We start from the raw sequence: 26,234 nt of genomic DNA, 5'->3' as shown, positions 1-26,234 counted from the left end.
AGCCACGATACGGACGGCCAAAGAGAGGCCGGCCACAGGAGCTGACGCGACTGCGGCCCGAGGTGAGGTCGCTGCGCCCACCGTCAATGATGCCGGACATCCTCCCTCTGGCTAGCGAGAATCCGGCTTCAGAGGGGGAGGAAACGTGGGAACCTGTGGATGAGACACCGAATGGGCATAGGCGTGGAGTCGGAGGTGGGAGAGCATCTGATGCCCGCTGCGGCGAGCCCGCTCGGCGCGGAGCGAGTCGATGTCGATCGGCGCGACGACGATCTTTTCGCCGGGACCGGGATCGGCTTGGGCCAGGATCCGTCCGTCGAAGTCGACGACCATGCTACCGCCGGGCCAGGTAAACGGGGGATAGTTCGAGGCACTTGCCCCCTGGTTCGCGGCCACCACGTAGGCCAGGTTTTCGACCGCTCGGGCCCGATTGAAAAGCGTCCACCAGTCCATTGGGGGCGTCGCACCCCAGGGGTCCATGTATGCCGAGACTCGAATCAAGACCTCAGCTCCGCCGAGCGCAAGGGCGCGGATCGCCTCGGGGAAGAGCCAGTCGTAGCAGATCGCCGCGCCGATCCGACCGATTTCAGTCTCGACGACCGGGAACATCGGCTCATGATACTTGGGCAAGTCCGCCGGGCTGGTGTGCAACTCCCAGGGGAGCCAGGGGTTGACCTTTCGGTATTTGGCAAGCAGCCCGTCGGGGCCGACCAGGCATGTGGTATTGAAGACCGACCGGGGCCAGCGTCGGTCGATTTCGAGGAAGGTCCCGGTCTGGATCCAGACGTTGTGCTCTTTCGCCTTGGCGGCGTAACGGTCGGTCTGTTCGTTCGGGATCTCGACCGCGAGTCGATCGCGAAGCTCGTCGAGAGTCTCGTAGATGGGTGCGGCGTGGGCGAACTCGGGGAACGCCAGGAGTTTCACGTCGAAGAACGGCTTGTATCCGACGACCGCGCGATCGACCATCCCCAACAAGGCACCGACTCGCCCCGCCAACTCGCTCCGATCGCGAGGGCAAGGCAAGTCGGTCTGGCAAGCGGCGGCGTAGTATCGAGGAGGGCTCGAGGACAGCGATCTCACCTTTCTCGAAGTCTGGGTCGAGGTCCCGTCCTCAACGGGACTCCACCGCAGGAGTCGTGGCGTCGAGGAAGGCGGCGAGAGTCGGGTCCGCCGCGCGGTCGGAAAGTCTCAGGAAGACGTCGGAGGCCTTCTGCGTCCGACCGGAAAGATACCACTGGGCCCCGAGCACGAGCCAGGCGTCCCGGTCCCCAGGAGTGACCTGGAGATGCGACTCGAGGGCAGCGATCTGTCTGGCGAAGTCGGCAGGTTCCGAGTAGATCGTCTGGATGTCCCCTGCGTTCGCGAGCCAGCCGGGCTCGGCCGTCTGGGCCTCGCGGAAATGGTTCGCCGCTTCGCCGTATTGCCCTCGCACCAGGGCGCACTGAGCCAGGCGGACCCGAGGGGGGGCGGAATGGGGATCGGCCTTGGCGGCCTGCTCGTAACGCTCGGTGGCGCGCCGGTTGTTCCCCGCCCGGAAGAGTCGATCGCCGACCGTCACCAACTGCTTCGATCGCTCGGGTTCGCTCTTCTTGCGCTTCGGCACTTCCGCCAACGGTCGTCCCATCGCCATGGGGGGCATCGGCCCGGCGAGCGCCCCCCCATTCCAGCCCGGGGCCTGAACCGTCGGTAAGTAGGGCGGATACCAATTCGGGCTGTAGTTGATGATCGGCGGCATGAAGACGATGGGGAATCCGCCCACGCCGAAAGACTGGTAATACGGGAAGGGATACCCGGACCAGCCGCCCCCGACCCCGAATGAGAATCCACCGCCGTGGTGGTGGATTCCGCCGCCACCACCGCCACCCCCCCCCCCGTGGTGATGAGCCATCCCACCGGAGTGTGGGCCGGCGACGGCCGGCAAAGATAAGGACGCGAGGACGCAGAGGACGCTGCCCAACGGTCGTGAGCGTGACATGGCAGGCCGACCCCCCTCCTGACCTGGAATCTCTTCCGAACAACCTTCCGTTACAGTCAATTATCGCGGGGGGAGGCCGTCGAAGGCAATCCACTTCGAGGGAAGATTCGGCACCTGTTCAGGTGAGTGACTGGGGGCCGTCACCGTCTCCGAGCCGGCCGAGTCGGGTCGATACCGAGACGCTTCAAGTCCGGCCCGACGTCCAGCTTGGCACGCCCCGGGTGATAGCTCGGGTCGAGTGCGAGGTCTCCAGGCGCGATCTGGCCAGCGTGGAGCTTGCCGAGGAGCCGTACGCTGGGGGGGACGCCCGGGAGCCGACTCGGTCCCGTGATGTTGTGCATGTGGACCTTCCCCCAGAATTCGACCCACTGGCGTTCGACATCGGGTCGCGTCTTCGAGGACGGGGGTGTTTCGGCCCGAGAGGTGAAATGGGCCACCTCGACGGCGTCATTTGCCGCTTGCCAGAAGAGGGCCCCCTGCCCCAGCGACTCGGCCTCGACCCGCAGCATTGATGAGTCTTTCGCACCTCGGTCGAAACCGGCGACGAAGGCGTTGTCACGGGTCAATACGAGCCAGGGGCGATCCGGCCCGGGCGCGGAGCCCGGCCATCGGGCCAGCTCGACGAAGCTCTCTGCGGCCGCAACCGTGCAATGCTCGAGGCCGAGCGTGGCGTCGAACCGGTCCCTGGCCACCTTCGATGGTCGAAGCGAGAACGCAACGCTCCCGCTGGCGATCGCGCAGTTCGAGGCGGCGATCATCCCTCGACCGACCTCGGCGCGTACGGCCTCACCGCCGGTGGAGAGGAGGGAGTCGATGATTCTGCAAACCGGCTTGTGGATCGGCGGATCGAAGAGGGCGCTCGCTTCGGCGAAGGGCTCCGTACTCGAGGCCTGGAACGAAATGAGTCCTCCGTCCCACCGAGGGGTCGTCTCCGAATCCGAGAGCCAGCAGCGCTCGAGGAGCAGATTGCCACGATTGACCTTCACCAGGAACTGGACCCCCGAGTTCGACTCCCGAGCCAGCCGGAGGTCGGAGATCCGAAGGTCGCCCTCGTGGATCTCGATCAGCGCATCGCCCGAGGCCGATGGAGCCGCGATGATGGTGGCCGGGGTCGTCGGACTGACCGGAGAGAGCTCGAGCGAGACTCCGTTGGGGAGCCGAACGGGCGTGAAAGGGATCGTACGACTCCCTCGGATCCTGACCCGCAGGGTCCGATCGGTCGAGGTCAGCTCCTCGAGGATGAATTGGCCGAGATCGAGGGCGTCTGGACTCACGCCGGGGTCGAAGACGATGTCCCGGACCTTGGCATTCGTCGCCTGGGCGCGTGGGCGAATGGTCGGTGTCGGGGCGGGGGCGGGGGCGGGCGTGTCGCCGATCACCGCGAATCCGAGATCCTTGGCCTGGGCACTCTTTGCCGCGCTGACGGGAGTGATCGAGGCACTCGGGGGCGAGCCCGGACCGTTCGAGGATCGACCCATGGGGACGGGTGGCGCGACTTTGCGGAACGTCTCGAGCGTTTTCTCGAAGAGGAAGGGTGCCGGGACGGCGATCCGGGAGATCGTCGGGTAACGTTCCGGGGCGATCGTCAACAAGTCGGTTGGGGCGATCCGCTCGATATCGGCCCTGACCTCGAGGTTCGTCGACTCAGCGACGCTATGCGCGTCGGTTCCCGGCCAGGCTTCTCGGACCCCCGCGAGGGATGCGATCCTGGACGGCTTATTGGTCGCCGAACTCAGAAACTCGGCCCAGCCAACCAATCGGTTGTGATCGCCGTGCCAATGGATCGAATCCCCTGCTCTCCCGGGTTCTGAAGCCGCGATGATCAGGCTCGACGCCCGTCCCTTCGCCGTGTGCGCGAATGTCGATCCCAGGGCACGGACCGTGGTCGATTCCCTGCGAGCACTCGGGGTGCCTCGCGACAGGTCGACGAGGGAGCTCCCTCCAAGAACAAGGCACCGGACGAAGGACAGGCGGCGATCTCCCTGCGGTTCTGTGCCCGAACCCGTGACCACAGGTTCGACACCACAGACGACCGCGGATCGTCGGATCAGGGCCTCGGCGTTCCCGCCGGCGAAGTCGATGAGCGAAGTCCCATCGCCCCGGATCAACGTCGACTCGATGCGAATGTGGTTGGGGACCGTCGCCGTACGGGTCCTTATGAGTGAGAACGGTTGCTTCCGGGGGTTGACGATGGTGATCGTCGAGTTCCGGATCGTCAACGAGCCGCCTCGGCATTGGACGAGCGCCGACTGCGTCTTGGGCAAGTCCTGAACGTTCACGATGAGGTCCAGGCCGTCGAGGATCAGTGATTTCCCCTCGAGCATGATCACCGCCGGCTGCGCCCGCACGACTTCTAACTGGGGCGTATCCACGGCCACGATCGGGCGGCAGCCGTCGCGTCCCCGGATCAATCGGGACTCCCCCGAGATTCGTAGGTCGTCCTCGAAGAACGGGCCATTGTCGGCGATCTCGATCGTCCCGCCGATCACGTCGAGTGCGAAGCGCAAGTTGGGGTGTTGCGACGAATCCCTCGGGTCGACGACCCGGTGAACCATCGCGTAGTTACCCGAGAGTCGGGTCGGAATCTCGGCCGAGGCCCAATCCGGCACGAACTTCGACTCGACTCCTACCCCATAGCTTGGTTCGGGTTGGAGGTCGGGCGGCGGGTCACTCGGCTCAATCCAGGTGGGCGGAGCCGGTTGGCTCGGGTGGTCTCCCTTCGTTGCGGGAGTGTGACCCGGTGCCATGATGGCTTTTGGAGGGCTCGTCGCTACCGGCGCGAGCGGGACGTTCGAGGGAGCCGCCGCGAGGATCTGGGATTCCCTTGCTGGATTCGGTTCCTGGGGCTCGGGATAGGACCCGGCCGCGGATTGAAACAGTTGATGGGTCCCGATGATCAGGAGGACGATACCGGCCCCCAGGGTCACGCACGTGGTGATCCACCGGCGCGAGCCGTCGTCGAAGGAAGGGCGTGGACCTCGAATCGCCGCGACACCCGGCCCTGTCTCGGCTTCCTCCTCCTCACTCTCCATAAGGGCAACGATGGACGGGGTCACCTCCGGACTACTGGAGCGTGGCGACGTTGTTGCCTGGGATTCCTTCGAGGGCAGCTCGTCGAGTTCGTCGCGGGAAGCCTCGAGCAGCGGAGTCAACTCGGCGTAGAGCAGTCCCGAATGATCGACGCCCGGGACTTCCCCCTGCCCCGACTCCACGCCAAGCGTGGGGGCTCCGGCCAACTCGGACCCGAGTCGGAGTCCTCGGCCTTCGACGGAGTCGACTTCGATCGGAAACCGAATGCGACTGATCTGGGTTGCGTCTCGGTCGTCCTCCGCGTCGTCGATGACCGCGTACAGAGGACCAGCGTCCCCGTCGCGTTCGAAAGTGGGGACGACGTCGAGCTCGTCGATCAACTCCTCGTAGTTGGCGAAGCGCTGTTCCGGCTTCTTCGCCATCATCCGTCGGATCAGGAGTGAGAGCGAGGTCGATACTTCGGGTCGCAACTCCTTCGGATTCGGTGGCGGCAAAAGGCAATGGCGACTCAGCTTGTCGGCGATATCGCCCCCGGGGAACGGGGCCGATCCCGTGAGGATGTAGTAGAACGTGCACCCGAGCGAGTAGATGTCGCTCCGTTCGCTGGTCGCTCGGCTATCCCTCGCCTGCTCCGGTGACATGAAGTCGACTGTGCCGACCGTCGTACCTTCACGAGTGACGCGCTCATCCTCGCGGTCGGCCTGGAGTGCCAGCCCGAGATCGATGATCTTGACGTCGCCCGTGGGGGTTAGCAGCAGGTTGGCAGGCTTGATGTCGCGGTGGATCAGGCCGCGGCTCGCCGCGAACTGGAGTCCCTTCGCGACGGTCTTGATAATGCGGAGCGATTCCCCGATGCCGAGCGGCCCTTGGGTCCGCACTCGCTCGTGGAGGTCTCCCCCTTCGACGTACTCGAGGACGAGGTAATATCGCCCGTTGTCGACACCACGGTCGAAGATCTGAACGATGTTCGGGTGCTCCAGCGACTCGGCGCTTTTCGCCTCGCGCAGGAACCTCTGGAGCGGGATCCCGTTCTTCGCCAGGGCCCGTTGGAGAACCTTCAGGGCGACGATGTGTCCGGTCTCGATGTGGACGGCCCGAAAGACCGAGCTCATCCCCCCAGAACCGAGGGACTGGAGCAATCGGTAACTGCCGATCCTCGGTCCGACCTTGTCGGTCTTGGTCGAGTCCGCCTCGGACATGTTCGTCTCGGCCCTTTCCCTTTCGGAACCAGGCGGGGAGAACGTCCCGCCCGGAAAAATCGTCGGCACGGTCGTGGGCGGGGTCTCCACAACCGGGCCATCAGGGAGTTGTGATCGTTTGAAGTGAGACTACGATGAAATCCTACCGAAATCCTCAGATCGAGGCGACCCCCTCCCCTCGGCTTTGCGACTCGATCCCTGGTCCCCACGATGCGATGCGCGGGTACCGGTTGTCGGTCATCCTCGCGACCGGATCAGCGAGGTCGGAACGGGCTCGAATGGGGAACCCGACGACTCGACGCGGCCAATGGCCATCGAGGATCGGGCACACCTGAACGACCAGACCCGGCCTCACCATTGAAGTTTAGGGCGCGAGGGTCAAGGTTGGGCTCGCGGAAAATGCAAACCGTTCAGAAAGGAGGGGTCCCGTCAGCTCCGCGGTTGACAGCACGCCGCCGCTTGGAGCACAATCGGGCGGTCCTCAAGTCGTCCGCGCCCGTAGCTCAGGTGGATAGAGCGGCGGTTTCCTAAACCGCAGGCCGCAGGTTCGAATCCTGCCGGGCGCATTCTTCTCTCGGGTTAGGTCCTTGGCTCGACTCGAGAGATCCTTGCGCTCGTAGCTCAGCTGGATAGAGCAACGGTTTTCTAAACCGTCGGTCGCAGGTTCGAGTCCTGCCGGGCGTACTTCCGACGACTTCTGGTCGGAGATTCCAACCTTCGCCGAATGCTCACTCCTCCTCGGGTTAGGATCTTGACAGGAGTGGTGAAGTCGGATTTCATAACGCTTTAAGGGCCTCCTCCCTGTTGAGGGGCCTGCCGAGTTCCACGTGAAACGTCCGGGAACCGCCCGGCACGATCTTTATCGAGGCGGACCTGCCCATGGACCTCCCCGATCGTGGGGCGACCCCGCCGACGGCGGGTGAAAACCTGACCGATCTCGAAACGAGCTGGACCACCATTCGCAATGCCCACTGCCCAGGCCCCGTCGGCCAGGCGGCCATGGGCGAGCTCATCGGTCGCTATCACGACGCCGTCGAGCGCTACCTCCGGCTGAAGTTGCGCGACCGTAACCTCGCCGACGAGGTGTTTCAGGAATTCTGGACGAAGCTCCTGACTCACAAGCTCGCGGGGGCGGACAACAATAAGGGGCGGTTCCGCGACTATCTCCGGACCGTCCTGCATCGCCTCATCATCGATCACTTTCGCACCCGGAAACTCCAGCCGCTTCCCTCCGGCGACCTGCTCGACCCGGCGAGTCCCGACGCGGACTACGATCGCGTCTGGCGCGAGGCGGTCATCAAACGCGTGTGGTTGCGACTTGATACATACGAAGTCAACACGCCCAAGAACCGATACGCCAGCGTCCTGCACCTTCGCGTGGGAAACCCCAAGGCGTCGATCGACGAACTCGCCCAGCAACTGAGCCAGCAAAATCATTCGCCGATCAGTCCCGAGGCTTTCCGCAAGACGCTCCAGCGCGCTCGGGCTAAATTCCTCGAGCTCCTCATCCTCGAACTCAAAGAGACGATTCATCCGGCCGAGCCGGAGGACATCGAGGCCGAGATCTTTGACCTGGGGTTGGGCAACCTCTACCGTCGATACTCGAGCGACTCCGACAGCTAGCGATGGCTCAGCCGGACCCAACGGTCCCCGTTACGGGTTGTCGTGCGCGGATAGGGATACCTCACGGGAAGTGGGGTGCACTTGGCCTGGGCTTTCGTCCCGCATGTGGACGAGCCCATGGTTGCCCTCGGCCCTCGCCGCGACGTCTCTCTGGCGACCGGGGCAACCGTGCAGCGTCTTCCGGTAGAAGACTTCGTGACGAATCCGTGCGCGTGGACGGGAACGTCCGTGCGGACTCTCTCCACGGATCGGGTGTCGAAAAGGCCGCGGCACACCCCTGATCAAGGCGTGACGAGGCATGCGCCACTGGCCTCTCCCGCGAATTCCCCAGCCTTCCCACCTCGAAAATGCCCCGATTTCCCTAATCGCGAGGACGGGATTTTTCCGCCCCCCTTGACCGTCGCCACTCAGGAGTTAGAGTTGTAGTGGAGATGTCAAGAGTTTCAGGCTTGGCGTCAATCCCAGTTCCTCACGTGATTTGGGGCAGGCTTGTCCCGTTTTATTCACGTACCTGACGAGCTTCGTTGACCTCAGAGAGGAGTGGCGATGCTGGTTCTCTCCCGGAAGAAGAACGAAAGCATCATCATCCACGACAATATCACGGTCACCGTGATCGAGATTCGAGGTGATAAGGTGCGCCTCGGAATTGAAGCGCCCAAGGATGTGACCGTTCACCGACGCGAAGTTTACGAAGCGATCCAGAACCAGGCCAAGGCGCACGATCACGGACCGACGGCCTTTTCGCCGGAAGCGTGATCCCCGATCCCTCCGATTCTTTCCCACCCTCGTCCGTTCCGCGTTAGCGATCCAATTCTCGAGAATGCGTTAGATTCGGGCGTTCCCCAAAAGGGATCGGTACAGAGTCTTCATGCGCATTTCCCAACCGCATCGGGTCTGTAATCGCGACGAGACTTCGTCATGTGCTGCGCGAGGTTTCGAAGCTCTTCACGACCCGGACGAATTCTCGCATCCACGGACCATTGTCGGGCCATCCACGCACCGAGATGATGGGACCGTCGACAACGACGTCGCGATTGACGAACTCGACTCCAGCGGCCTTCAAGTCCGGCTCGAGTTCCGGGTAGCAAGTCATCGTCTTACCCTTGCCACCGCCCGCGGCCAAGATGAGCAACGGGCCGTGGCAGTTCGCGGCGATCGGCTTGCCGGCTTCGAGGAAGTGGCGAACGATGGCGACCGCCTTCGGTCGGTTTCGCAGATACTCCGGTGCGCGGCCGCCCGGGAGGACGAGGCCATGGTAGGCACCGGGTTCGACGTCATCGAGGCCGAGGTCGGCCTGAACCCGATACCCAGGTTTCTCGGTGTATGTGTCGAAGCCGGGTTCGAAGTCGTGGACGACCGAATGGAAGACCCGCTTCTCGGGAGCGACGATGTGGACCGTCCAGCCTTCCTCCTCTAGACGATACTTCGCGTAATAGATCTCCTGGGCTTCGCCCGCATCGCCGGTGAGTAACAAGAACTTGAGCATGGCGACGACACTCTCCCGTCCTCGGCCGCGACTCTCGAGACGTCCGCATCGCACCTAAGCTAACGACACGTGTGTGCGTCCGCAACCCGCCGGGATCAGTCCCTCGCTTGGCAATCCGAACGTAGGACCGAGACGAGTCGCCTTGTTAGCTCGCGCAAAGCTAGCAAGTCATGTCTAAATGGCTTGGTCCCTGGGCTCGCCTCGTGAGATCCCGTCGAACCGGGGTTGACCCTCCCCGTGTGCTCTCGTTACAGTAGTTCGCGTCAGACGTGCGACGGCCCTGTCGTCTAGCCTGGTCTAGGACACATGCCTTTCACGCATGCAACACGGGTTCGAATCCCGTCAGGGTCATTTCGTCGAAGCGGATGGGGTGTTTGCGACCTCATCAACGATCACCAGGAGCCCGGCCTTGAAAAGGCCGGGCTCTTTTCGTTTTAGGCTAGTCTCAATGGATCCGCACCGGACGTCGAGATTGGCCGGGTGGTGATCGCTACGGCTGTCACGAGCACGCGGACGCCAACGCCGGCAACGAGCTCAAGGGCCTGTTTCCAAGGTGTAGTCTGGCCAGAGCGAAGTCACTCACCCAACGATAGGTTGGCGGCCTCCAGCGGTCGGATGGTAGGAGTAGCTCGACGCGTCTCGGTTGATGGATTGTGGCTCGGTTCAGCGGAGGGTGTCAGCGCCGAGCGCCCTGAGGTGGACTTCCACGCAGCCCGCAAGTCTGGAGACATTATAGCCGCCTTCCAGGACGCTGACGATCCGGCCCTGGGCGTGCGTTTCGGCGACGTCGACGATCGCCTGCGTGATCGACTCGAAGTCTTCGGTCTCGAGTCCGAGGCTTCCTACAGGATCCTCGACGTGCGCGTCGAAACCCGCGCTCACGATCACGAGTTCGGGTCGGACCTGATCCGCGACGGACTCCAAGCCGCGCCGAAAGGCCGAAAGATACTCGAGGCGTGAAATCCCGAAGGGTAGGGGGATGTTCCGCGTCGCACCCAACCCAGCGGCTGTCCCCGTCTCGTCAGCCGCCCCGGTCCCCGGATAGAACGGGTACCGGTGGATCGAGAGAAACGCCACGCGAGGATCCTCGTAGAAAATCTCCTGAGTGCCATTACCATGGTGGACGTCGAAGTCGACGATCAGGACCCGGTCGAGCTCGAAGCGCTCAAGGGCATGGGCCGCCGCGACGGAGACGTTACCGAAGAGGCAGAACCCCATAGGCTCGTCGGGCCTCGCGTGGTGTCCGGGGGGCCGCACGGCACAGAAGGCGCGTTTGCCCTGTCCTGGCTCCTTGAGGACCGCTTCGACGGCCTCGACCGAGGCGCCTGCGGCGAGGCGGGCGGCTCGCGTCGAGCCGGCATTGATCCAGGTGTCCGCCTCGATGGGCCCGCCGCCTTCTCCTTCGTACTCAATGAGCTGGTCGATGTATCCCTCGGAATGGACCCGCGCCAGTTCCTCGCGCGTGGCCTCCCGGACGATCCCGGCCGGACAGACCTGAGAGAGGCCTGTCCGGTCCAGGTGCCTAAGGACCGTCTCGAGACGCTGGGGCCGCTCCGGATGTCGGGGAGGCGGGCTGTGCTCCAGCATTCGACGGTCCGAGTACAGGATGACCATCTCCAACATCTCCCCTCGGCAAATTCGACCGGCCCTGACGTGTCGTTCCTTCCTCAGCACGGAGCCTAAGGTTCCAACACGTTGTTCGTCAAACGTTGAGTTCCCCGGAATGCCTGCGGACGAGGGCAGGGGCACATCGACACTCGTTGCCTCGTCGACGGTCGCCCCTCGCCGTTCCACGTGGAACCCGCAACGACAGGAACTCGGGACGGTCGGCGCTGGGGATGAGATCCGGTCCCGGTTCGGTTAAGATCCTCGCATGAGACCCTTGGAGCAGTCGACCAGGCGGGAAATCCTGGCGGTGATCGCCGTAACGTGCCTCGGGGCAATCTTCCGGTTCTGGGCGATCGGCCGTCTCGGCCTTACCCATTTCGATGAGGGTGTTTACGCCCTGTCAGGCCTCTGGGCGATTCGTCCCGGCGGCTTGACCGGGATCGACCCGATGGTGGTCCCGTACGCCCCGCCCGGCTTCCCGATCCTGATCGGATTGGGTTACAGCGTGATCGGTGTGGCCGATGTTTCGGCGATCCTGGTCTCAACGCTTTGTGGAGTCGCCCTCATCCCCGTGATCGCATGGCTTGGCCGTCGGGCCTTCGGACCGGGATCGGGCGTGACCGCGGCGGCTTTGGCCGGTGTTTCCATTGCTCACATCGCGTTCTCACGCAAAGCGCTGACCGACGTCCCATTGCTTCTCGCGTGGAGCCTGGTCATCGGGCTTGGCGGGAGGTTCCTCGAACGGCCTCGGCTCCGTCGGGCGATTCCCCTGGGACTGGCCATCGGCTTCGCTCAGATGACCAAGTACAACGGTTGGCTCGCGGGGGCGATCGTCGTGCTGACCGCCGTCCTCGGCCTCGTCGTTTGCCAGGCCGATCGTCGTCGCGACACCTGGCCACGGACGTTCGGGTTCGGTCTCATCGCCGTCGGGGTCGCCCTCGTCGTCTACTGGCCCTGGTTCATGTTCGTTGAGCGGCATGGGGGTTACGACGCCCTCGTTCGACACCACCAGAGCTATCTCGGCGGTCCCAAGACCTGGCTGCCGCACTGGAACACGCAGCAGGCTCAGGCGGTCGCCCTGTCGGGTGGAGCGGCCTGGGGAGTCCTGACCTGGATTGTGGTCTGGTGCGTGCGTCAGTGGTCGACTTCGGCGACCTCCACCGACTCGAAGCCGAGTCGGTGGGGAAGACTCCGACCTTGGATCGAGCTATGCGTGGGTTCGCTCGTCCTGGGGTTGCTGCCGACTCTTGCGTGGTGGGTTAGTCTTGCGCTCATGCCAAACCTTCTTCTCGACCGACGCCCGGCGGCGCGAATCCTCGCTGTTTGGTGGCTCGTCATGTCGGTCTTGACGCCGTTTTACCACCCATACGCGCGACTCTGGCTCCCGCTCCATGCGGTGGGATGGTTGTTCCTCGCTCGAGGACTCGACGTGCTCGGCCACTTGGATTCTTTGAAGGAGTCCGCACGGCGTTCGACGTCGTTGCCACGCGCTTTCCTACTCGCGGTCGGAGTCTGCGCGATCTTCGGGATCCTGACCGAACGTATGACGCACGCGCGACCGTTCCCGATCTCGCAAGTCTTCGGCCCAACGGATGGGCTGAAGCTGGCCGTCACGCAGGCTGCGCAGGGAATGGAGACTTCGAAGGCGGCAGGGGGGAGGGGCGTGCAGGTCCTGGCTCGCCGACCGGTGCTTTTCTATCTCGCTCTCGTGAGTCAGCGACCGATCCAACTGCATCCCGACCTGGACTCGATTCTTGCCAACACACAAGTTCATGATTTTGCCCTAATCGACGAGGTCCAGCTCCTCCAGGAGAAGGATCTCGCCTCGGCACGGGCTAAATTTCGTGATTGGGAAACCGTTTCGAGCCGAGCGCTCGAGCTCGACCCGGTGACTCGTCTCGACGTCGAACCGCGATCGGCGTTCGGAACGAACTCGTCAGGTGGCCTATTCCTGGTGTTACTCCGACGCGTTTTGCCCAACACCACACCAGGGAAGCCGGGAGTTTCCCCGTGAGATCCGAACCGCCGAGCCCGCTCTGGCCCGACCCGAACGCGTTGGGTCCTGTGACGGATCTTTATCAGTTGACGATGATGGCGGGTTACGCCGCCTTGGGAAAAGATCGCCAGCGGGCCACGTTCGAGGTGTTCGTAAGGCGGTTGCCGCAGGACCGCTCTTATCTGGTCTTCGCGGGCCTCGAGCAGGCGATCGCGGACCTCCTCAACCTGGCCTTTTCGCCGGAACAGATCGACTCGCTACGAGATTGGCCAGCCTTCTCGAGGACCGACCCTCGGTTCTTCGACCGCCTCAGGACGCTTCGGTTCACGGGAGACCTCTGGGCAATCCCCGAGGGGAGCGTGGTCTTCGCGGGAGAACCCCTAGTTCGCGTCGAGGCGACGCTGCTCGAGGCGCAGTGGATCGAGACGTTTCTCCTCGCGACGCTCGGATACCCGACTTTGGTGGCGTCCAAGGCCGCACGCGTCGTCCATGCCGCGAGCGGCCGGCCCGTCTTCGACTTCGGGGCGAGACGAGGGCAGGGGCCCCTTGCCGGCTTCCTAGCGGCCCGAGCGTCGTGGATCGCAGGCGCATCGGGGACGAGCCACGTCGAGGCAGCACGACGTCTGGGCATCCCTTGCGTCGGAACCATGGCGCATTCCTGGGTCCAGTCGTTCGAGACGGAGGCCGAAGCCTTCACGGCTTTCGCCGGACACTTCCCGGACGCGACCACGCTCCTCGTCGATACGTACGATGTCGAGCAGGGAGTCCGCCATGCGGCGGCGATCGAACCTCCGGTCCAGGCCATCCGCATCGACAGCGGAGACCTCGCGGAGGAGGCGTTCCGGGCCAGAGCCCTTCTGGATGAGCTTCGACGACCCCAGGTCAGGATCGTGGGCAGCGGCGACCTCCACGAGCGTTCCATCCGCTCGCTCGTCGAGCGAGGTGTACCTTTCGATGCGTTCGGCGTCGGGACCGAGCTCATCACCAGTCGGGACGCCCCGGCTCTCTCGCTCGTTTATAAGCTCGTCGAGCTCGACGGGAAGGGGCGACTCAAGCGAAGTCCGGGGAAGGCGACCTATCCCTTCGCCAAACAGGTCTTCCGAATACGAGAGGACGACGGTCGATTTTTGGAGGACCGCGTCACGCAATCGGACGAATCATCGGAGGGCGAGGCTTTGCTCGTGCCGATGATTCGAGAGGGGCGACTCGTCGGGACCTATCCCAGGCTCGAAGAGATTCGCGCGCATTGCCGTGTTCAACTCGAATCGCTCCCGGAAACGCTCCGCGACCTCGACGAGACTCCGACTTACCCGGTCGTCGTCAGCGCAAGACTGCAGGCGGCGGCCGAGGAACTCGGTCATCGGTCCTGACCCCTCGCGGATTTGGACGGCTCGTCCTCACTTGTTCTGAGAACGCGCTCATCGCGACCGGGACCGGAGTGCGTCTCGTGTTGATGGCTCACGCCGAGCACCACCGCCCGGGATGCTCGAAAAGGTTGGGAACACCCGAGCATCGTCTTCGAGGTCGAATCGGAGTTTGCGGGTGTGATTTGGACCTGGAGAAGAGGGCAGGGGAGGGGAAGTTTGCGATCCTGGGGAAACGCTCTTTGCGACGACGCTAGAGGTTTCCGCTCGAGCGGACGATGAAATCAGCAGGAACTTCGAAATGGCGAGGCCTTCGAGGCCGACGTCCCGAGCGAAGTCCCGGGCAGTGAGCCGACGAGTCACGGAGTCGGCGTGCTCCGACACGCCGAGGGCCCGCGGAGTCGGGCCCTCACGGAACTTGTCAAGGAGGTCATCGAAGGTGAATAAGCGACGTCTTGGACGCGGCCTGGAGTCCTTGCTCGGCCGCGAGGAAGGCGGTTTCGATCCCGTCTCCGTCGACACGAATGACTTGACCTATATCGCCGTCGATCAGATCGACCCGAACCCGTTTCAACCCCGCCGTCAATTCGACGCCGAAGATATCGCCGCCCTGGCCGACTCGCTCCGCCAGCACGGTATGCTCCAGCCGATCCTGGTCCGGGCGGTCGACGATCGTTACCAACTCGTCGCCGGCGAGCGTCGGCTCCGCGCGAGCATCGAGGCCCACCTCCGCGAGGTCCCCGCCCGCGTGATGGATCTCGACGACCAGCGCGTCAACGAGCTGGCGATGGTCGAGAACCTCCAGCGTGAGGATCTCAACGCGATCGAGAAGTCCGTCGCCTTCCGCGACTACCTGCTCCGCTACGGCGGGACCCAGGAGGACCTGGCCAAACGGCTCGGTCTCGATCGTTCGACGATCGCGAACCTGATCCGCCTGCTCGAGCTCCCGGAAGAGGTCCAGGATGCGGTCCGCAGCAAGAAGATCTCGCAAGGCCACGCCCGAGCCCTCCTCGGCCTGTCCGACGCGGATCAGCAACGCGCGGCGTGTGAGCGGGTGATCGAGGAAAACCTTTCGGTCCGCCAAACCGAGGCGCTCGTCGCGACCGGGGAGCCGACCCCGGCGAAGTCTCGGATCCGCAAGGATCCCGGACACCTCGCCTCCTCGACGGCGGCGCGGGCCCCGCACTTCGTCGAGCTCGAACAGCACCTCAACACCCGGTTCGGGACGCCGGTCCTGATTCGTGTGAAGAGTCGCGACCGTGGCCAGATCGTCATCGACTTCAACTCGCAGGAAGAATTCGAGCGCGTTACAGGGCTCATCCGCGGGTGATGCCTGACCGGCCGACCAACCCTCCGATGACCATTTCCCCCGGTGTGAGGCCGAGTCTTCACGCCGGGTTTTCCTTTCCCGAGACAGCTTCGATCCACCTCACCGTTCTTTCCGCGGCGAGTTCGGCCTTCGACCCCCTCATCTCAACGCCCTCCCCCATTCGATCGGGCCATCCTCGTCTCTTCTCCGTCCTCCTCCAAACGGCGCCGGATCGTCCGATCGCGTCCTCGAGACGTGGATCCTCCTGGTACCTTGGATCATCTCTCGAAATGGTCAACGCACCTTTCGACGATCGATGATTTGTGTCCTCTTGAACACAGGTGAACTCGATGCAATCGCTCCGGATGGTATCCGGAGTGGGGAGCCGGCTTCGGGTCGAGAAGGGGGACGCGACGAAACCCCGGTTTGAATTCGGCCCGAGATCGCGACTTGGCTTCCCATTTCTCGGGGGATGCCGTCGAAAAAGAGAATACGCCTTCCGGCTTCGGCACGGGTCGTGACGTCGATTTTTCTCCACGGTCACCTTCGAAGATGGTTCCCAGAACTAGGTTGCTACCTGGCCCTGTTTCCCCAGCACAGATGGCATTCGCTTTGCTAAATGGGGGGAGAGCTGATCCCACCGTCGATCCGATCGAACGTCACGAACCCGATCCGCCGAACTGGCATTCGCCCTAGGAATTGACTCGCGCATGGAATTGCTGAGTGTCGAGGAGCGGGCTGGATCCGATCTGGCGAGTGCCCTCGTGCAGATTGCTTCGGATCCCGAGCAGGTGTGCTACTTGCATCGGATCGTCGGGAGCTACTGTCACCAGGGTCGCAACATCTTGAATTCGCTGAAGCTCAGCCTCTATCTCGCCCGGCGCGACCAGTCGGGGGGTTCACCCGAAACGTGGTCCCATTTCGAGCCGGGATATCAGAAGATTGAACGGTTGTTCGAGCGATTGCAGTCGATCTGCCGGCCGATGACCCTCTCGCCGATGGTCGGCTCGCTCGCGCTCCTCTTCGACGACCGCCGAGCGTCATGGACATCGGCGTTCGCGTCGAGGAATCGGACCTTCGAGATGATCGGGCCAGAAGAGCCGGCCGTCGGTCAGTTCGATTCGACCCGTCTGGGGGAAGCCTTCGATGCCTTCGTCGCCTGGCGTTCCGAGTGCGGGCCGTTGGACAGCCACGTACGGCTAAGTTGGGTCGCGAAGGGCGGACAATTCGTCATCGTATGGGAGGAGAGCGGCCTCGACGATTCTCTCGCGGATTCCACGTCAAAGAACGAGACCAACGCGTTCGCATTCCCGCTGCTCGCTCGGGTCGTCTCCGCCCACGGCGGTTCGATCACGCACGTGGCTCCGGGAGCCAATCACCTCGAAATCCGCTGGCCCCTCGACTTCCGACCTCGATGATGAGTCCGCACCCATGCTCAGCCTCACCGCCTCGATGCTGACGATCCGCCCACGTCCGGAGCGGCCCTATGTCTTGCTGGTCGACGACGACCGGTCGAGCGTGAGTTTCCTCAAGCAGGTCGTCGAAGGGGCAGGGTATTCGTGTTCCCTCGCCCACTGCGCGACCGAAGCCCTGAGCTTTTGCGAGGAGCGGAGGCCCCAGGTCGTCGTGACGGACCTGTCGATGCCCAACCTCGACGGTCGCGGCCTCGCCACCTGGATGAAGACGCGATTCCCCTCGGTCCCGATCCTCTTGATGACCGGGCAGGCTCTCGGCGACCTGGAGCTCGTCCAGTTGAAGCGGAGTTTCGCGACGGTTTTCTCAAAACCGGTCGACATCGAGCGGTTCCTCTCGTGGATCGACCGCCTGATGCCTCCGCACGGATTATCGAGCCGGACTTGACCTGGCTCCCAACCTCACCTTACCATGCGTAAGTCCAACTGATCGGGGCGTAGCGCAGCCTGGTTAGCGCGCCTGCCTTGGGAGCAGGAGGTCACCAGTTCGAATCTGGTCGCCCCGACTTGGGAACTTCGTCGAGCGGTAAGAAAGTACGCTCAACGAAGTCTCGTATGCAAACCTGAATGAAACGCCAACGGGCCCGGCACTTCCGGGCCCGTTTCACGTGGAACCGAGATCGAGTTCGCTCGCTTCGCAGACGCCAGGATCGAGCGGGGACGCGCCCAATCCGTAAGTCTCGGCGACGGGGTCAGTATCCGCCTTGGGTCGAGGCTTGGCGAGGCGCACGATCACTGTCAGCCCTCGGCGTGGCCAATCCCAGCCTGACCTTGAGCTCGTCGAGGATTTCGGCGGTTCGACTCGCTCCAATCCGATCGCAACCGAGCTCGGCGACCGCAATCGCGGAGTCAAGGTCACGTACGCCGCCGGCCGCTTTGACCTTCACGTGCGGCGGCGAGGCCCGACGCATCAGGATCAGGTCTTCGTGGGTTGCGCCACCGGTGCCGTAGCCGGTCGAGGTCTTGACATAGTCGGCCTTGATTTCTCCGCTGATCTCGCAGAGCCGGGTCTTCTGCTCGTCGTTGAGGTAGCAATTCTCGAAGATCACCTTCACGATCGCTCCGCCCTCGTGGGCCACTTTGGTGACCTCGGCGATGTCGTTACGCACTACATCCCAACGCCCGGCGATGGCTTCGCCGATGTTGATGACCATGTCGAGCTCAGTCGCACCGTCGGCCAGTGCCCGCCGAGACTCGAAGACCTTCACCTCGGTCGAGTGGCCGCCATGAGGGAACCCGATGGTCGTCCCGACGAAGACACCCGTGCCTCGAAGCAACTCGGCCGCACGGGCGACGGCGTACGGCTTGATGCAGACGCTGGCCACCTGGTATTGCGCGGCGAGTCGGCACCCCTCGTCGAGCTCGATGTGGGTCAGCGTGGGCCCGAGGAGTGAGTGATCGATCCGCTTGGCGATCGTTTCATACGTGAGTTGCATGGGAGGTCAGCTCCTGGGGCAGGGGAGAGGTCGAGGCCGCGTGTCTTGGAGGGGGAGGGGGCGACGGGATTCGACTGGCTCGATCACCGGACGGGGTTGAGCGACTGGCGCGAATCCCTGGATCTCCGGGGTGTCGGGGTCGCGCGTTTCGAGGCCAGGTTCGGTCGGAACATCATCAACAGGACGAGAGGGAGGTAGAGCAGGACGAGCGTCCCCCCTTCGTCGAGATACCAGAACTGGCTGGAGACCAGGATCGCTGCCGACAGCGAGATCAACTCGCCGAGGTTCTTCTCCGACGGCCAGATCGTGATGATGATGACGAAGGCGATGTAACTGATCAGCACCGGGAGCCGATAGCTGGCGTCGATCCCCGCCCAGAAGCTGCCGGTGAGCGGGGCCTCGATTCCAGGCAACATCCCGGCTTCGGCCAGACTCCTAGAGCCGAGGGCACGAGCCCACCCGGCGAGGCCGGGGATCAGCGCCCCGACGACTCCGCAGATCGTGACGACCCCGAGTCCGATCGACCCGAAGCGGATCATCCCCCGGCCTCGGTAGAAGCCGCACCAGAGCGGGATCAGCCCCAGGCACGCGGGCATCCAGCCTCCCGCAAGGCCGATCAGTCCGCCGGCGATCATCGGTCGCGTATAGACGGCGAGCGCCGCAACGATGAGCGCAGCGGGGACGACTTGCCCGCTATCGACGAGCGCGATCCGAGTGTATGGGGAAATCAAGTAGCAGGTCACGGCGGCCAGCCCCGCGATGGGGCGTTCGAAATGCTTCCACCCCACGATGAACAACGAGGCGACGAGGCCGAGGTGCGCCAGGCTGGCCAGGACCCTCGAGAGGATCACCTGGGGCCTTCGATCCGTGATCTTGTCGGTCAGGGACGTGGCGCTCAACACCTGGTTCAAGGCGTGATTCGCGTCGAGCGAACCGGCAGGCGGCGGATCAGCCCGGCCGACAGGGTCCGCAGGGTTCCGCGCCGCCCCTTCATCCACCGGGAGACTGACCGTTTCCACGAGGAGTAAGCCGAGGACGCCGATCGACAGACACGCCAAACCCGCGGCGTTCATATTCGGTTCGAGCAGCGGGCGACGAGTCAGGCCGAGGTCGACGAGGCAGCGGACGAGCCAGAGGATCGACCCGAGGAAGAGCCAGACGAACGCGATCCAGGGTTGGCGATGCCCGTTCCCGACGAGGATCATCATCCCTGGGGCGAGCGTGAAGAGCAGGAGTAAGTCGAGGTTCCGTACGCTCCAGACTCGGCTGAACTTGAAGAAGAACGTCACGCAGCCGAGCAGCGACAGGAACAACCAAACGACGGGGCCGACCCCGAGGTCGATGACGAGCGAAGGGCCGCTCACGGAATCCTCTCTCTTCCCAGCGAAGTCGAAAAGGCGAAGACTCGCTGCCAGATCCCGCGGGGCGGGCGATCCTCGCCTCGAGGGGAAATCTTACGAACGTCCATGGAGGGCCGCAAGGCGCCTCGCCTTCGACCGTTCCAAATCGATCCAAGTCAATCCGACTCGAACGGGACGGCCTCGCCTGCGAGCTGGCAAAGGGCATTCATCGCCGCCCTCTGCTCGGCATCCTTCTTGTTCCGGCCCCAGGCCGGGGCGTAGCTCTGCCGACCGATCTGTGCCGAGATCTTGAAGCACTTCGAGTGGTCGGGGCCCTTCTCGTCGAGTAAGAGGTACGTCGGTGTCTCGCCGAACTGGCGCTGGGCCACTTGCTGGAGGTTGCTCTTGTAGTTGATGCCGCCCTGGCCGCCGACCGTCGCCTCGATCTCCGCCTCAATGTGCCTGAGGATGAACTGCTGGGCGGCCTCCATCCCCCCGTCGAGGTAGATTGCGCCGATCAGGCTTTCGAAGACGTCGGCGAGCGCGGAGGAGGGTGTCTCGTCCTGACCTCCCATCCCCTTTCCAAGCACGAGGAAGGCGTCGAGACCGAGCCTCTGCGAGATCTTGGCGCAAGTGCGGCGTGAGACGACCACAGACTTGATCCGAGTCAGGTCCCCCTCGAGATACTCCGGAAACTTCCGGAACAGGACCTCGCAGACGATCGCGCCCAGGATCGCGTCACCGAGGAACTCGAGCCGTTCGTTCGAGACGAGTCGATGATTGGCGCCCGACGCGTGGGTCAACGCCTCTTGGAGGTAGGTGGGATCGCGGAAGCGATAGTGAAGCACCTCTTGGCAGTGGTCAAGGGTGTTCATCTCGTCGCGTCGAGTCGGATCGGGCATGATCGCACCAACAAGGCGCATAAAGAGTTGCAACCAGTCTCCCAGGCTATCCCTGGAGATCACACCTGTCAACCACGCGTCGACAAGGCGTCGCGCCTTACCCCGCGTCGGGAGTCAGCTTCCGTCAGGACGACCCTGGCGCTTTGACCCTCCGCCGGGCCCGTCGTTATGATGTGCGGATCGAGGCATCCGGACATTCTATCGTAAACGCGTCGTGCCCCTCGCTTCGAACGCGAGGGGCCGGAGGATTGGCCGCCGTGGTTCCCGCCAAAGACTTCAAGCGCCGAATGGTCGTCGAGATCGACGGCGCCCCGCACATGATCGAGCACATTCAGGTCCAGACTCCGTCGGCTCGAGGGGCCGCGACCCTCTACAAGATCAAGGCGCGGAATCTCAAGACCAAGAACCGGGTCGAGAAGAGTTACAAGGGGACCGAAGGACTCAACGAGTCCAGCTTCGAGCGTCGCCCGATCCAGTACCTCTACCGGGATCCGGACGGCTGCCATTTCATGGACTCGGCGGACTACAACCAGTTCTCGTTCTCGCCCGACGAGCTCCGCGACCAGCTCCCTTACATGACGGAGAACATGGAAGGGGTCGAGGCCTTGGTGGTCGACGACGAGGTCATCGCGATCGAGCTGCCCGACACCGTCGAGCTCCCGATCACCGACACGGCGCCCGGCGTCCGGGGCAACTCGGCGACGGGGCGCACCAAGCCCGCTACCCTGTCGACGGGGCATGTGATCCAGGTCCCGGAACACCTCGACGGCGGGGTCACCGTCAAGGTCGACACGCGCACCGGCGACTACCTCGGCCGCGCGAACTGAGAACGCCGGAGCGAATGACTGTGGTTGGGTCCGGCCTCACTCGGCGTATTGGAGGACGGACCCGACCTCCAGGGCAGGGGAGGGCCGAGCCGGTCGCGCCGGTCGGCGGTCGGGCCGCCCACGAGTGAGGAGCCAGTGTCCGCAAGGGACGAGGAGCGGGCGGACGAGGAGCGCGTCGAGCAGGATGCCGACGACGAGCGCGAACCCAAGCTGTCGGAGCGAGACCAAGGGGCTCGACAGGAACGACGCGAAGCTGCACGCCGTGATCGCCGCGGCGGAAGTGATCAGGCCGCCCGTCCGCCCGATCGCCCGAATGATGCCCATCCTCGGGCCGAGGGTCTCCGTTTCCTGACGAACTCGATCCATCAGGAAGACGTTGTAGTCGACGCCGATCGCGACCAGGAGCACGAAGAGGAAGTACGGGACCTTCCAGTCGAGCCCTTCGAGTCCGAGCCCCGTGACGAAAACCAGGTGAGTCGCCCCGAGGGCGAAGGCGTAGGTCAACAGCATCGTCCCGACGAGGTTGAAGCACGCCAGCGGGTCGCGGAGCGCGACGAGCAGGACGAGGAAGACCCCGAGCGGGATCACGAACCAACTTCGGAACTGGTCGGACCGCGTCATCTCCCGGATATCCGCCGACTCGGCATTCGCACCGGTGAGGCTCGCCTTCACCGACATCCCCTCGACTTCACCAAGATAGTCGTCGAGCCTCTTGCGGAGGGTTAGGACCTGGTCCATCGCCCCTGCGGAGAAGACTCGATCGGCCTGGGTCAGGTCGATCCGGGCCTGGTGCCCGTCCGGGGTGATATAAGCATTAAAGCTCGCGTTCAACTCCGGGTGGTCCCGAACCGTCTCGGAGGTGATCAGCAGCCGGTCGAGGGCTCGACGTCCCACGGGATCGTCGAGGATCGTGGTGACCTCGCGGTGTGCCTGTTCGGCGCCCTGGGCAATCAGCGAAATGCCCTCCGCGGCACGGGTCAAGTCACGGAGCATCGTGGCTTTGGCGGACTCGTTCGTCGGCGTGTCCTTGGTCTCGGGGCGGCTCGGTGACGAGGAAAGGCCGAGCCAGCGTGACGCCTTCCCGACGCCGAGGAAATCGGTCGAGACCCGTCCGACGTCCGTGTCGACCTTGCCTCGCTCCTGACTCGTCGAGGGCTGCGACGCTACGGTCCCTTCGGTCGGGCGGCGAGGGGACGAAGAACGGGCCAGCTTCTCCTCGAGCCAGAGTGCCGCTCGGAGTTTGGCCGCGCCTTCCGTCAGGCCTTTCTGGAGTTGGCCGGCCCCTTGCGAGATCCGAGCGAACCCGACATTCACCTCGCCAAGCCTCGAGTCGAGTCGAGCCCGAGCGAGAGGTGCTGGGCTCCCCAAGGGCTGGGTCGCGGAGCGGACCTCGAGGAGGCGACGCTGGTGGGCGAGAAGTCGGCTGATGTCGTCGATCAGCGCGAGGCCGGCCGATTGATGGAGGTCCGTGTCCGACTCGAGCACAACCGAGAGGGGAGCGACGAAACCGGGCCCGAACTTCGAGGCGATCGAATGGAAGACACGGCTCGAGGGTGTCGACTTCGGGAGCTCTCCCATCAGGTCCTGCACGAAGGAGGTGCGAAGGCTCAGAAGCGCCAGCGGGGTCATCAGGGCGAGTGCGGCCAGCCAGCTCAAGACCGGTCGGGCCATCGCCCGGCGGCCGAGGTGTCCCCAGAATCCCGACGACGGGGCGGTGAGCCCCGAGAAGGCTTGCGGACGAAGCCGGGCCAGGACCACGAGCAGGGCGGGGGTGAGGCTCAGGGTCGCCGCCAACGTCAGGACGAGGCCGACCGCGACGCTCGGGCCCGTACTGGAGAAGAGCTTGAAGCGGGTCGTCCCCATCAGGGCGAGGCCGATGATCACCGTGCCGGCGCTCGTGATGAGGGCGAGGAACGATTTCCGGAGCGTGACAGACATCGCGCGAACCGGGTCGTCCGCGTCGAAGTGCTCGCCGTATCGCCAGGAGATGAAGAGGCAGAAGTCCGTCCCGGTGCCGAACAGGAGCGCCACGAGGAACAACTCGGCGAGAGGGGAGATCTCCCAACCCGCGAGCATCAACCAGGCGAGGAGCCCCCGGGAGATGATCAGGCTGACTCCGATTGTCACGAGCGGGATGAGGGCGAGCCAGGCCGATCGATAGACGATCAGCAGGACGATCAAGAGGAGGATCACCGTCACCACGGCCGCGCGATCGAGCGAGGTCTGGACGTTCTCCATGTAGTCTCGTCCCGTCACGGCGTCGCCGGCCCAATGGACTTCCAGGCCAGCCGGGGCCGCGAGGCCGGGATCCTTGTCCCAGGATTGGAGCCAGGCGACCGCGTCATGGGCTTTCGGTGAGACGAACATGCTCGCGAGCGGGACGGCGATGAGCTGCATCGTCCGATCCTTGCTCGTCAGTCGATCGGCGATCTCTTTCGCGGAATCGGGGCCGAGCACCCGGAGGATCTCGCCCGAGGGTCCGTCGCTCTGCCAGTGCCCGGCCAGGCGTTTCGCGAACGCCCGGTCATTGGCGGTCAAGCCTTCGGGACGATGGAGGGCGGCGACGGCCATCGAGCCGTGCGTCCGGTCGGGCCAAGCCTGGTGGATGATGGCCTCGGCGTGGAGACTCTCGGAGTCGGGGCCGAGCAGTCGGGTCTGCCCCTCGGCCGTCACTCGAGAGAGATCCGGAGCGGCAATGCCCACGCCCACGGCCAAGGCGAGCCAACCCACAATGATCCAGGTCGGGCGTCGTCCGACGATCGAGCGCAGATTTTCCAAGGCCATCGCGGCAGACTCCTCAATCCGTGGCGCTCGGCGGGGGGCACACCTGGGAGGTAGGGATCGAACGACGACCGTCGCAGGTCACACGTTCTGTCGTCGCCCGAGTCCGTCGCGAGCGACTTGAGGGTTGTGGCAGGAGGCCGGCCGGTTATCGACCTGGCGCCTCGTCGGGAAGCCATCGGTCGCGAAAGCCCGCGTGGGCCGACGCACCATTCCATCCCCTGGCGATGGCCTGAAAAGCTCGATCACGCACGATCTACTCGAGATCCCTCGACGCTGCGACTCATGGCGTCGATGCGCAATTGAGAAATCATGGCGTCGGTGCCTCGATTTCTGCAAGAGCTTCTCCGGCCCGTCCATCGCACGCGGATCGTCGGATTCGTCACGACCGCACCGCACCGGACTTGATCTCTTAAAGTCTCGGCTCATCGGCGTGTGACGTGCCTTCGACTCTTCCTGCGGGTCGTCGCCGTCCATCCTACGTGTGGTCGTAAGTCCCCTGAGGCGTGATTAGGGTGTCAACCAATTCGAAAAACGGAGGGGTTCGCCCGTCGTCCAGGGATGGTAGCGGTTACAGAACTCGATGCGATCGGCGATGCTGGGGTGGGTCGATCGCCAGAGCTTGAAAAGCAGTCCGGGACGTGGATTCGCGAGATTTTCGCGCTGAAGCTTCGCGAAGGCGAGCGCTGTCGATCGGTTGAGGCGCGTGACCTCGAGTCCGAATTGGTCGGCCTCGTGTTCCTGGGCCTGGCTGTACATGTTGGTGACCGGGCCGAGAACGAGCGTTGAGACGTGGAGGAGCAAGAGCAGGAGGGGGATCGAAGCGACGTCGGAGAGGCGATCGAAGCCGAACCTGCCGGAGTACTTCGAGACCAGCCAGCGACCCGCACGATCCACGAAGAAAAGGCTGGCCAGAGTGACGAAGAACGAGAGGAGGATGGAGCGAGGGATGTGTCCCAGGACGTAGTGTCCCATCTCGTGACCCATGACCCCGAGCACCTCCTTGTCGTTGAGTTTGGCGAGCAGGGTGTCCCAGAGGACGACCCGCTTACTCCCGAGGAACCCCGTGACATAAGCGTTCATCGCCTTGGTATCGACGCTCTTCTCGACTTCGAAGACCCGACTCCCATCGATCCCCGCGCGTTTCGCGAGGGCGAGGATCTCGTGCTCGAGCGCTTGGTTTTTCATCGGCCCGAACTCGTTGAAGAGCGGGTCGATCCATAAGGGATGAACGAGCACGACGAAGAAGAGAAACGGCACGGTCAGCAAGCTGGTGTCGAGCCACCAACGCTTCGGCCTGCGAGCCAGCAGAGCGAAGGGGACCCACGCGAAAAGGCACCCCCCGACCACCGAGATCCCTAGGCCCTTCAGGGAGTCGCCGAGCCATTTGGCGAAGGTTTGATTCGAGAGTCCATACTCGTGCAGTCGGACATACCCGCGGTAGTAGTGCAGGGGGAAGTCGATCGCGAAGTCGAGGGCGAGATAAAGGACGAGATAGATCGGGAACGTGAGGAACCAGACCCGTCCGAGTCGCCGGGCGACGTCCCGGAGCTTGGCCGAGATTCCCGTGAGAAGGAGCACCGTCGGGATCGACAGGCTCCAGGCCTGTCCGAAGGCCCAAAGCCAGTTGCCCGAGCGGTAGAACCGCAAGGCGAGGGGCGTCGCTTCCGGCACGTCGACGGGAACCAACTCGTCGGCCTGTCGCTTCAAGGACGGGGGATCGGGTCGCACATTCGTCTCGGGAGCATCGGCCCCGAGGGAACCAGCCGCGCAGAGGATCAAGGCGAGGACGGGCAGGGACAGCTTCATCGGGCGGGCTCATCTCGGTGGGCTCAGGCGATCTGGTGCGTGGCGGGGTTCCGTCGGGCTTTACGCCCCTCGAGTGC

At 64.0% G+C, this 26,234-nt stretch carries 18 protein-coding genes and 4 tRNA genes; 12 read left to right on the top strand and 10 right to left on the bottom strand.

The window, feature by feature from the left end; translation table 11 throughout:
* Positions 1-111: 111 nt before the first annotated feature.
* The 3 genes from ACYOEI_RS00890 to ACYOEI_RS00880 form a co-directional block, all read right to left on the bottom strand.
* Complete coding sequence (locus ACYOEI_RS00890) at positions 112-1,080, bottom strand: nitrilase-related carbon-nitrogen hydrolase (protein ID WP_462847361.1); 969 nt, start codon at positions 1,078-1,080, stop codon at positions 112-114.
* A gap of 31 nt (positions 1,081-1,111) precedes the next feature.
* Positions 1,112-1,975 carry a tetratricopeptide repeat protein gene (locus ACYOEI_RS00885; RefSeq protein ID WP_462847359.1) on the bottom strand — a complete coding sequence of 288 codons (864 nt, stop codon included), beginning with the start codon at positions 1,973-1,975 and terminating at the stop codon, positions 1,112-1,114.
* Between the two features lie 140 nt (positions 1,976-2,115).
* Positions 2,116-6,204 (bottom strand): serine/threonine-protein kinase, encoded by a 4,089-nt coding sequence (locus ACYOEI_RS00880; RefSeq protein WP_462847358.1) that lies wholly within the window; start codon positions 6,202-6,204, stop codon positions 2,116-2,118.
* 492 nt (positions 6,205-6,696) lie between these two features.
* Between ACYOEI_RS00880 and ACYOEI_RS00875 the strand changes: the two genes are divergently transcribed.
* The 4 genes from ACYOEI_RS00875 (at position 6,697) to csrA (ending at position 8,583) form a co-directional block, all read left to right on the top strand.
* Positions 6,697-6,770 (top strand) — tRNA-Arg (locus ACYOEI_RS00875).
* Between the two features lie 44 nt (positions 6,771-6,814).
* Positions 6,815-6,888, top strand: a tRNA-Arg gene (locus ACYOEI_RS00870).
* A 195-nt stretch (positions 6,889-7,083) separates the two neighbouring features.
* Positions 7,084-7,827, top strand: coding sequence for an RNA polymerase sigma factor (locus ACYOEI_RS00865; protein WP_462847357.1), 744 nt, complete (start codon positions 7,084-7,086; stop codon positions 7,825-7,827).
* Positions 7,828-8,373: 546 nt separating this feature from the next.
* Complete coding sequence (gene csrA, locus ACYOEI_RS00860) at positions 8,374-8,583, top strand: carbon storage regulator CsrA (RefSeq protein ID WP_462847356.1); 210 nt, start codon at positions 8,374-8,376, stop codon at positions 8,581-8,583.
* Between the two features lie 160 nt (positions 8,584-8,743).
* Here the strand turns inward: csrA and ACYOEI_RS00855 are convergent, their stop codons facing one another.
* Entirely contained in the window at positions 8,744-9,313 is a 570-nt protein-coding gene (locus ACYOEI_RS00855; RefSeq protein ID WP_462847355.1) for a DJ-1/PfpI family protein, read from the bottom strand.
* Between the two features lie 276 nt (positions 9,314-9,589).
* Between ACYOEI_RS00855 and ACYOEI_RS00850 the strand changes: the two genes are divergently transcribed.
* Positions 9,590-9,664, top strand: a tRNA-Glu gene (locus ACYOEI_RS00850).
* A gap of 312 nt (positions 9,665-9,976) precedes the next feature.
* Here ACYOEI_RS00850 and ACYOEI_RS00845 read toward each other — a convergent pair.
* Positions 9,977-10,927 (bottom strand): histone deacetylase family protein, encoded by a 951-nt coding sequence (locus tag ACYOEI_RS00845; protein WP_462847354.1) that lies wholly within the window; start codon positions 10,925-10,927, stop codon positions 9,977-9,979.
* A gap of 259 nt (positions 10,928-11,186) precedes the next feature.
* Between ACYOEI_RS00845 and ACYOEI_RS00840 the strand changes: the two genes are divergently transcribed.
* The 6 genes from ACYOEI_RS00840 (at position 11,187) to ACYOEI_RS00815 (ending at position 17,568) form a co-directional block, all read left to right on the top strand.
* On the top strand, positions 11,187-12,935 hold the full coding sequence (locus tag ACYOEI_RS00840; protein ID WP_462847353.1) for an ArnT family glycosyltransferase: 1,749 nt from the start codon (positions 11,187-11,189) through the stop codon (positions 12,933-12,935).
* A complete protein-coding gene (locus ACYOEI_RS00835; protein ID WP_462847352.1) occupies positions 12,932-14,287 on the top strand; it encodes a nicotinate phosphoribosyltransferase in 1,356 nt (451 codons plus the stop codon). Before ACYOEI_RS00840 ends, ACYOEI_RS00835 begins: the two co-directional genes overlap by 4 nt.
* A gap of 433 nt (positions 14,288-14,720) precedes the next feature.
* A complete protein-coding gene (locus ACYOEI_RS00830; RefSeq protein ID WP_462847351.1) occupies positions 14,721-15,611 on the top strand; it encodes a ParB/RepB/Spo0J family partition protein in 891 nt (296 codons plus the stop codon).
* Between the two features lie 689 nt (positions 15,612-16,300).
* Positions 16,301-17,008: a histidine kinase gene (locus tag ACYOEI_RS00825; protein WP_462847350.1), complete on the top strand. Its 708-nt coding sequence runs from the start codon at positions 16,301-16,303 to the stop codon at positions 17,006-17,008.
* Between the two features lie 13 nt (positions 17,009-17,021).
* Positions 17,022-17,450: a response regulator gene (locus ACYOEI_RS00820; RefSeq protein WP_462847349.1), complete on the top strand. Its 429-nt coding sequence runs from the start codon at positions 17,022-17,024 to the stop codon at positions 17,448-17,450.
* Positions 17,451-17,493: 43 nt separating this feature from the next.
* Positions 17,494-17,568: transfer RNA gene (locus ACYOEI_RS00815), tRNA-Pro, on the top strand.
* Between the two features lie 186 nt (positions 17,569-17,754).
* On the opposite strand, the gene deoC is transcribed toward ACYOEI_RS00815, so the two are convergent.
* From deoC to rnc, 3 genes are all read right to left on the bottom strand, one after another.
* Entirely contained in the window at positions 17,755-18,498 is a 744-nt protein-coding gene (gene deoC, locus ACYOEI_RS00810) for a deoxyribose-phosphate aldolase (protein ID WP_462847348.1), read from the bottom strand.
* A gap of 83 nt (positions 18,499-18,581) precedes the next feature.
* Positions 18,582-19,862 (bottom strand): hypothetical protein, encoded by a 1,281-nt coding sequence (locus tag ACYOEI_RS00805; protein ID WP_462847347.1) that lies wholly within the window; start codon positions 19,860-19,862, stop codon positions 18,582-18,584.
* A gap of 152 nt (positions 19,863-20,014) precedes the next feature.
* Positions 20,015-20,740, bottom strand: a complete 726-nt coding sequence (gene rnc, locus ACYOEI_RS00800; protein ID WP_462847346.1) for a ribonuclease III — start codon at positions 20,738-20,740, stop codon at positions 20,015-20,017.
* Positions 20,741-20,997: 257 nt separating this feature from the next.
* Here rnc and ACYOEI_RS00795 point away from each other — a divergent pair, with 257 nt between their 5' ends.
* Positions 20,998-21,567: an elongation factor P gene (locus ACYOEI_RS00795; protein ID WP_462847345.1), complete on the top strand. Its 570-nt coding sequence runs from the start codon at positions 20,998-21,000 to the stop codon at positions 21,565-21,567.
* Between the two features lie 36 nt (positions 21,568-21,603).
* Here ACYOEI_RS00795 and ACYOEI_RS00790 read toward each other — a convergent pair whose 3' ends face one another.
* Positions 21,604-24,351, bottom strand: coding sequence for an MMPL family transporter (locus ACYOEI_RS00790; protein ID WP_462847344.1), 2,748 nt, complete (start codon positions 24,349-24,351; stop codon positions 21,604-21,606).
* Positions 24,352-24,858: 507 nt separating this feature from the next.
* Positions 24,859-26,157, bottom strand: coding sequence for a M48 family metallopeptidase (locus ACYOEI_RS00785; protein ID WP_462847343.1), 1,299 nt, complete (start codon positions 26,155-26,157; stop codon positions 24,859-24,861).
* Between the last annotated feature and the right edge of the window lie 77 nt (positions 26,158-26,234).

This window comes from Singulisphaera rosea (assembly GCF_054877945.1).
This window is presented reverse-complemented; position numbering and strand designations above follow the sequence as displayed.

Coding starts and splice junctions, on each gene's coding strand:
- ACYOEI_RS00885 (WP_462847359.1), bottom strand. CDS start 1,975: ATGTCACGCTCACGACCGTTGGGCAGCGTCCTCTGCGTCCTCGCGTCC.
- ACYOEI_RS00880 (WP_462847358.1), bottom strand. CDS start 6,204: ATGTCCGAGGCGGACTCGACCAAGACCGACAAGGTCGGACCGAGGATC.
- ACYOEI_RS00865 (WP_462847357.1), top strand. CDS start 7,084: ATGGACCTCCCCGATCGTGGGGCGACCCCGCCGACGGCGGGTGAAAAC.
- csrA (WP_462847356.1), top strand. CDS start 8,374: ATGCTGGTTCTCTCCCGGAAGAAGAACGAAAGCATCATCATCCACGAC.
- ACYOEI_RS00855 (WP_462847355.1), bottom strand. CDS start 9,313: ATGCTCAAGTTCTTGTTACTCACCGGCGATGCGGGCGAAGCCCAGGAG.
- ACYOEI_RS00845 (WP_462847354.1), bottom strand. CDS start 10,927: ATGGTCATCCTGTACTCGGACCGTCGAATGCTGGAGCACAGCCCGCCT.
- ACYOEI_RS00840 (WP_462847353.1), top strand. CDS start 11,187: ATGAGACCCTTGGAGCAGTCGACCAGGCGGGAAATCCTGGCGGTGATC.
- ACYOEI_RS00825 (WP_462847350.1), top strand. CDS start 16,301: ATGGAATTGCTGAGTGTCGAGGAGCGGGCTGGATCCGATCTGGCGAGT.
- ACYOEI_RS00820 (WP_462847349.1), top strand. CDS start 17,022: ATGCTCAGCCTCACCGCCTCGATGCTGACGATCCGCCCACGTCCGGAG.
- deoC (WP_462847348.1), bottom strand. CDS start 18,498: ATGCAACTCACGTATGAAACGATCGCCAAGCGGATCGATCACTCACTC.
- rnc (WP_462847346.1), bottom strand. CDS start 20,740: ATGCCCGATCCGACTCGACGCGACGAGATGAACACCCTTGACCACTGC.
- ACYOEI_RS00790 (WP_462847344.1), bottom strand. CDS start 24,351: ATGGCCTTGGAAAATCTGCGCTCGATCGTCGGACGACGCCCGACCTGG.
- ACYOEI_RS00785 (WP_462847343.1), bottom strand. CDS start 26,157: ATGAAGCTGTCCCTGCCCGTCCTCGCCTTGATCCTCTGCGCGGCTGGT.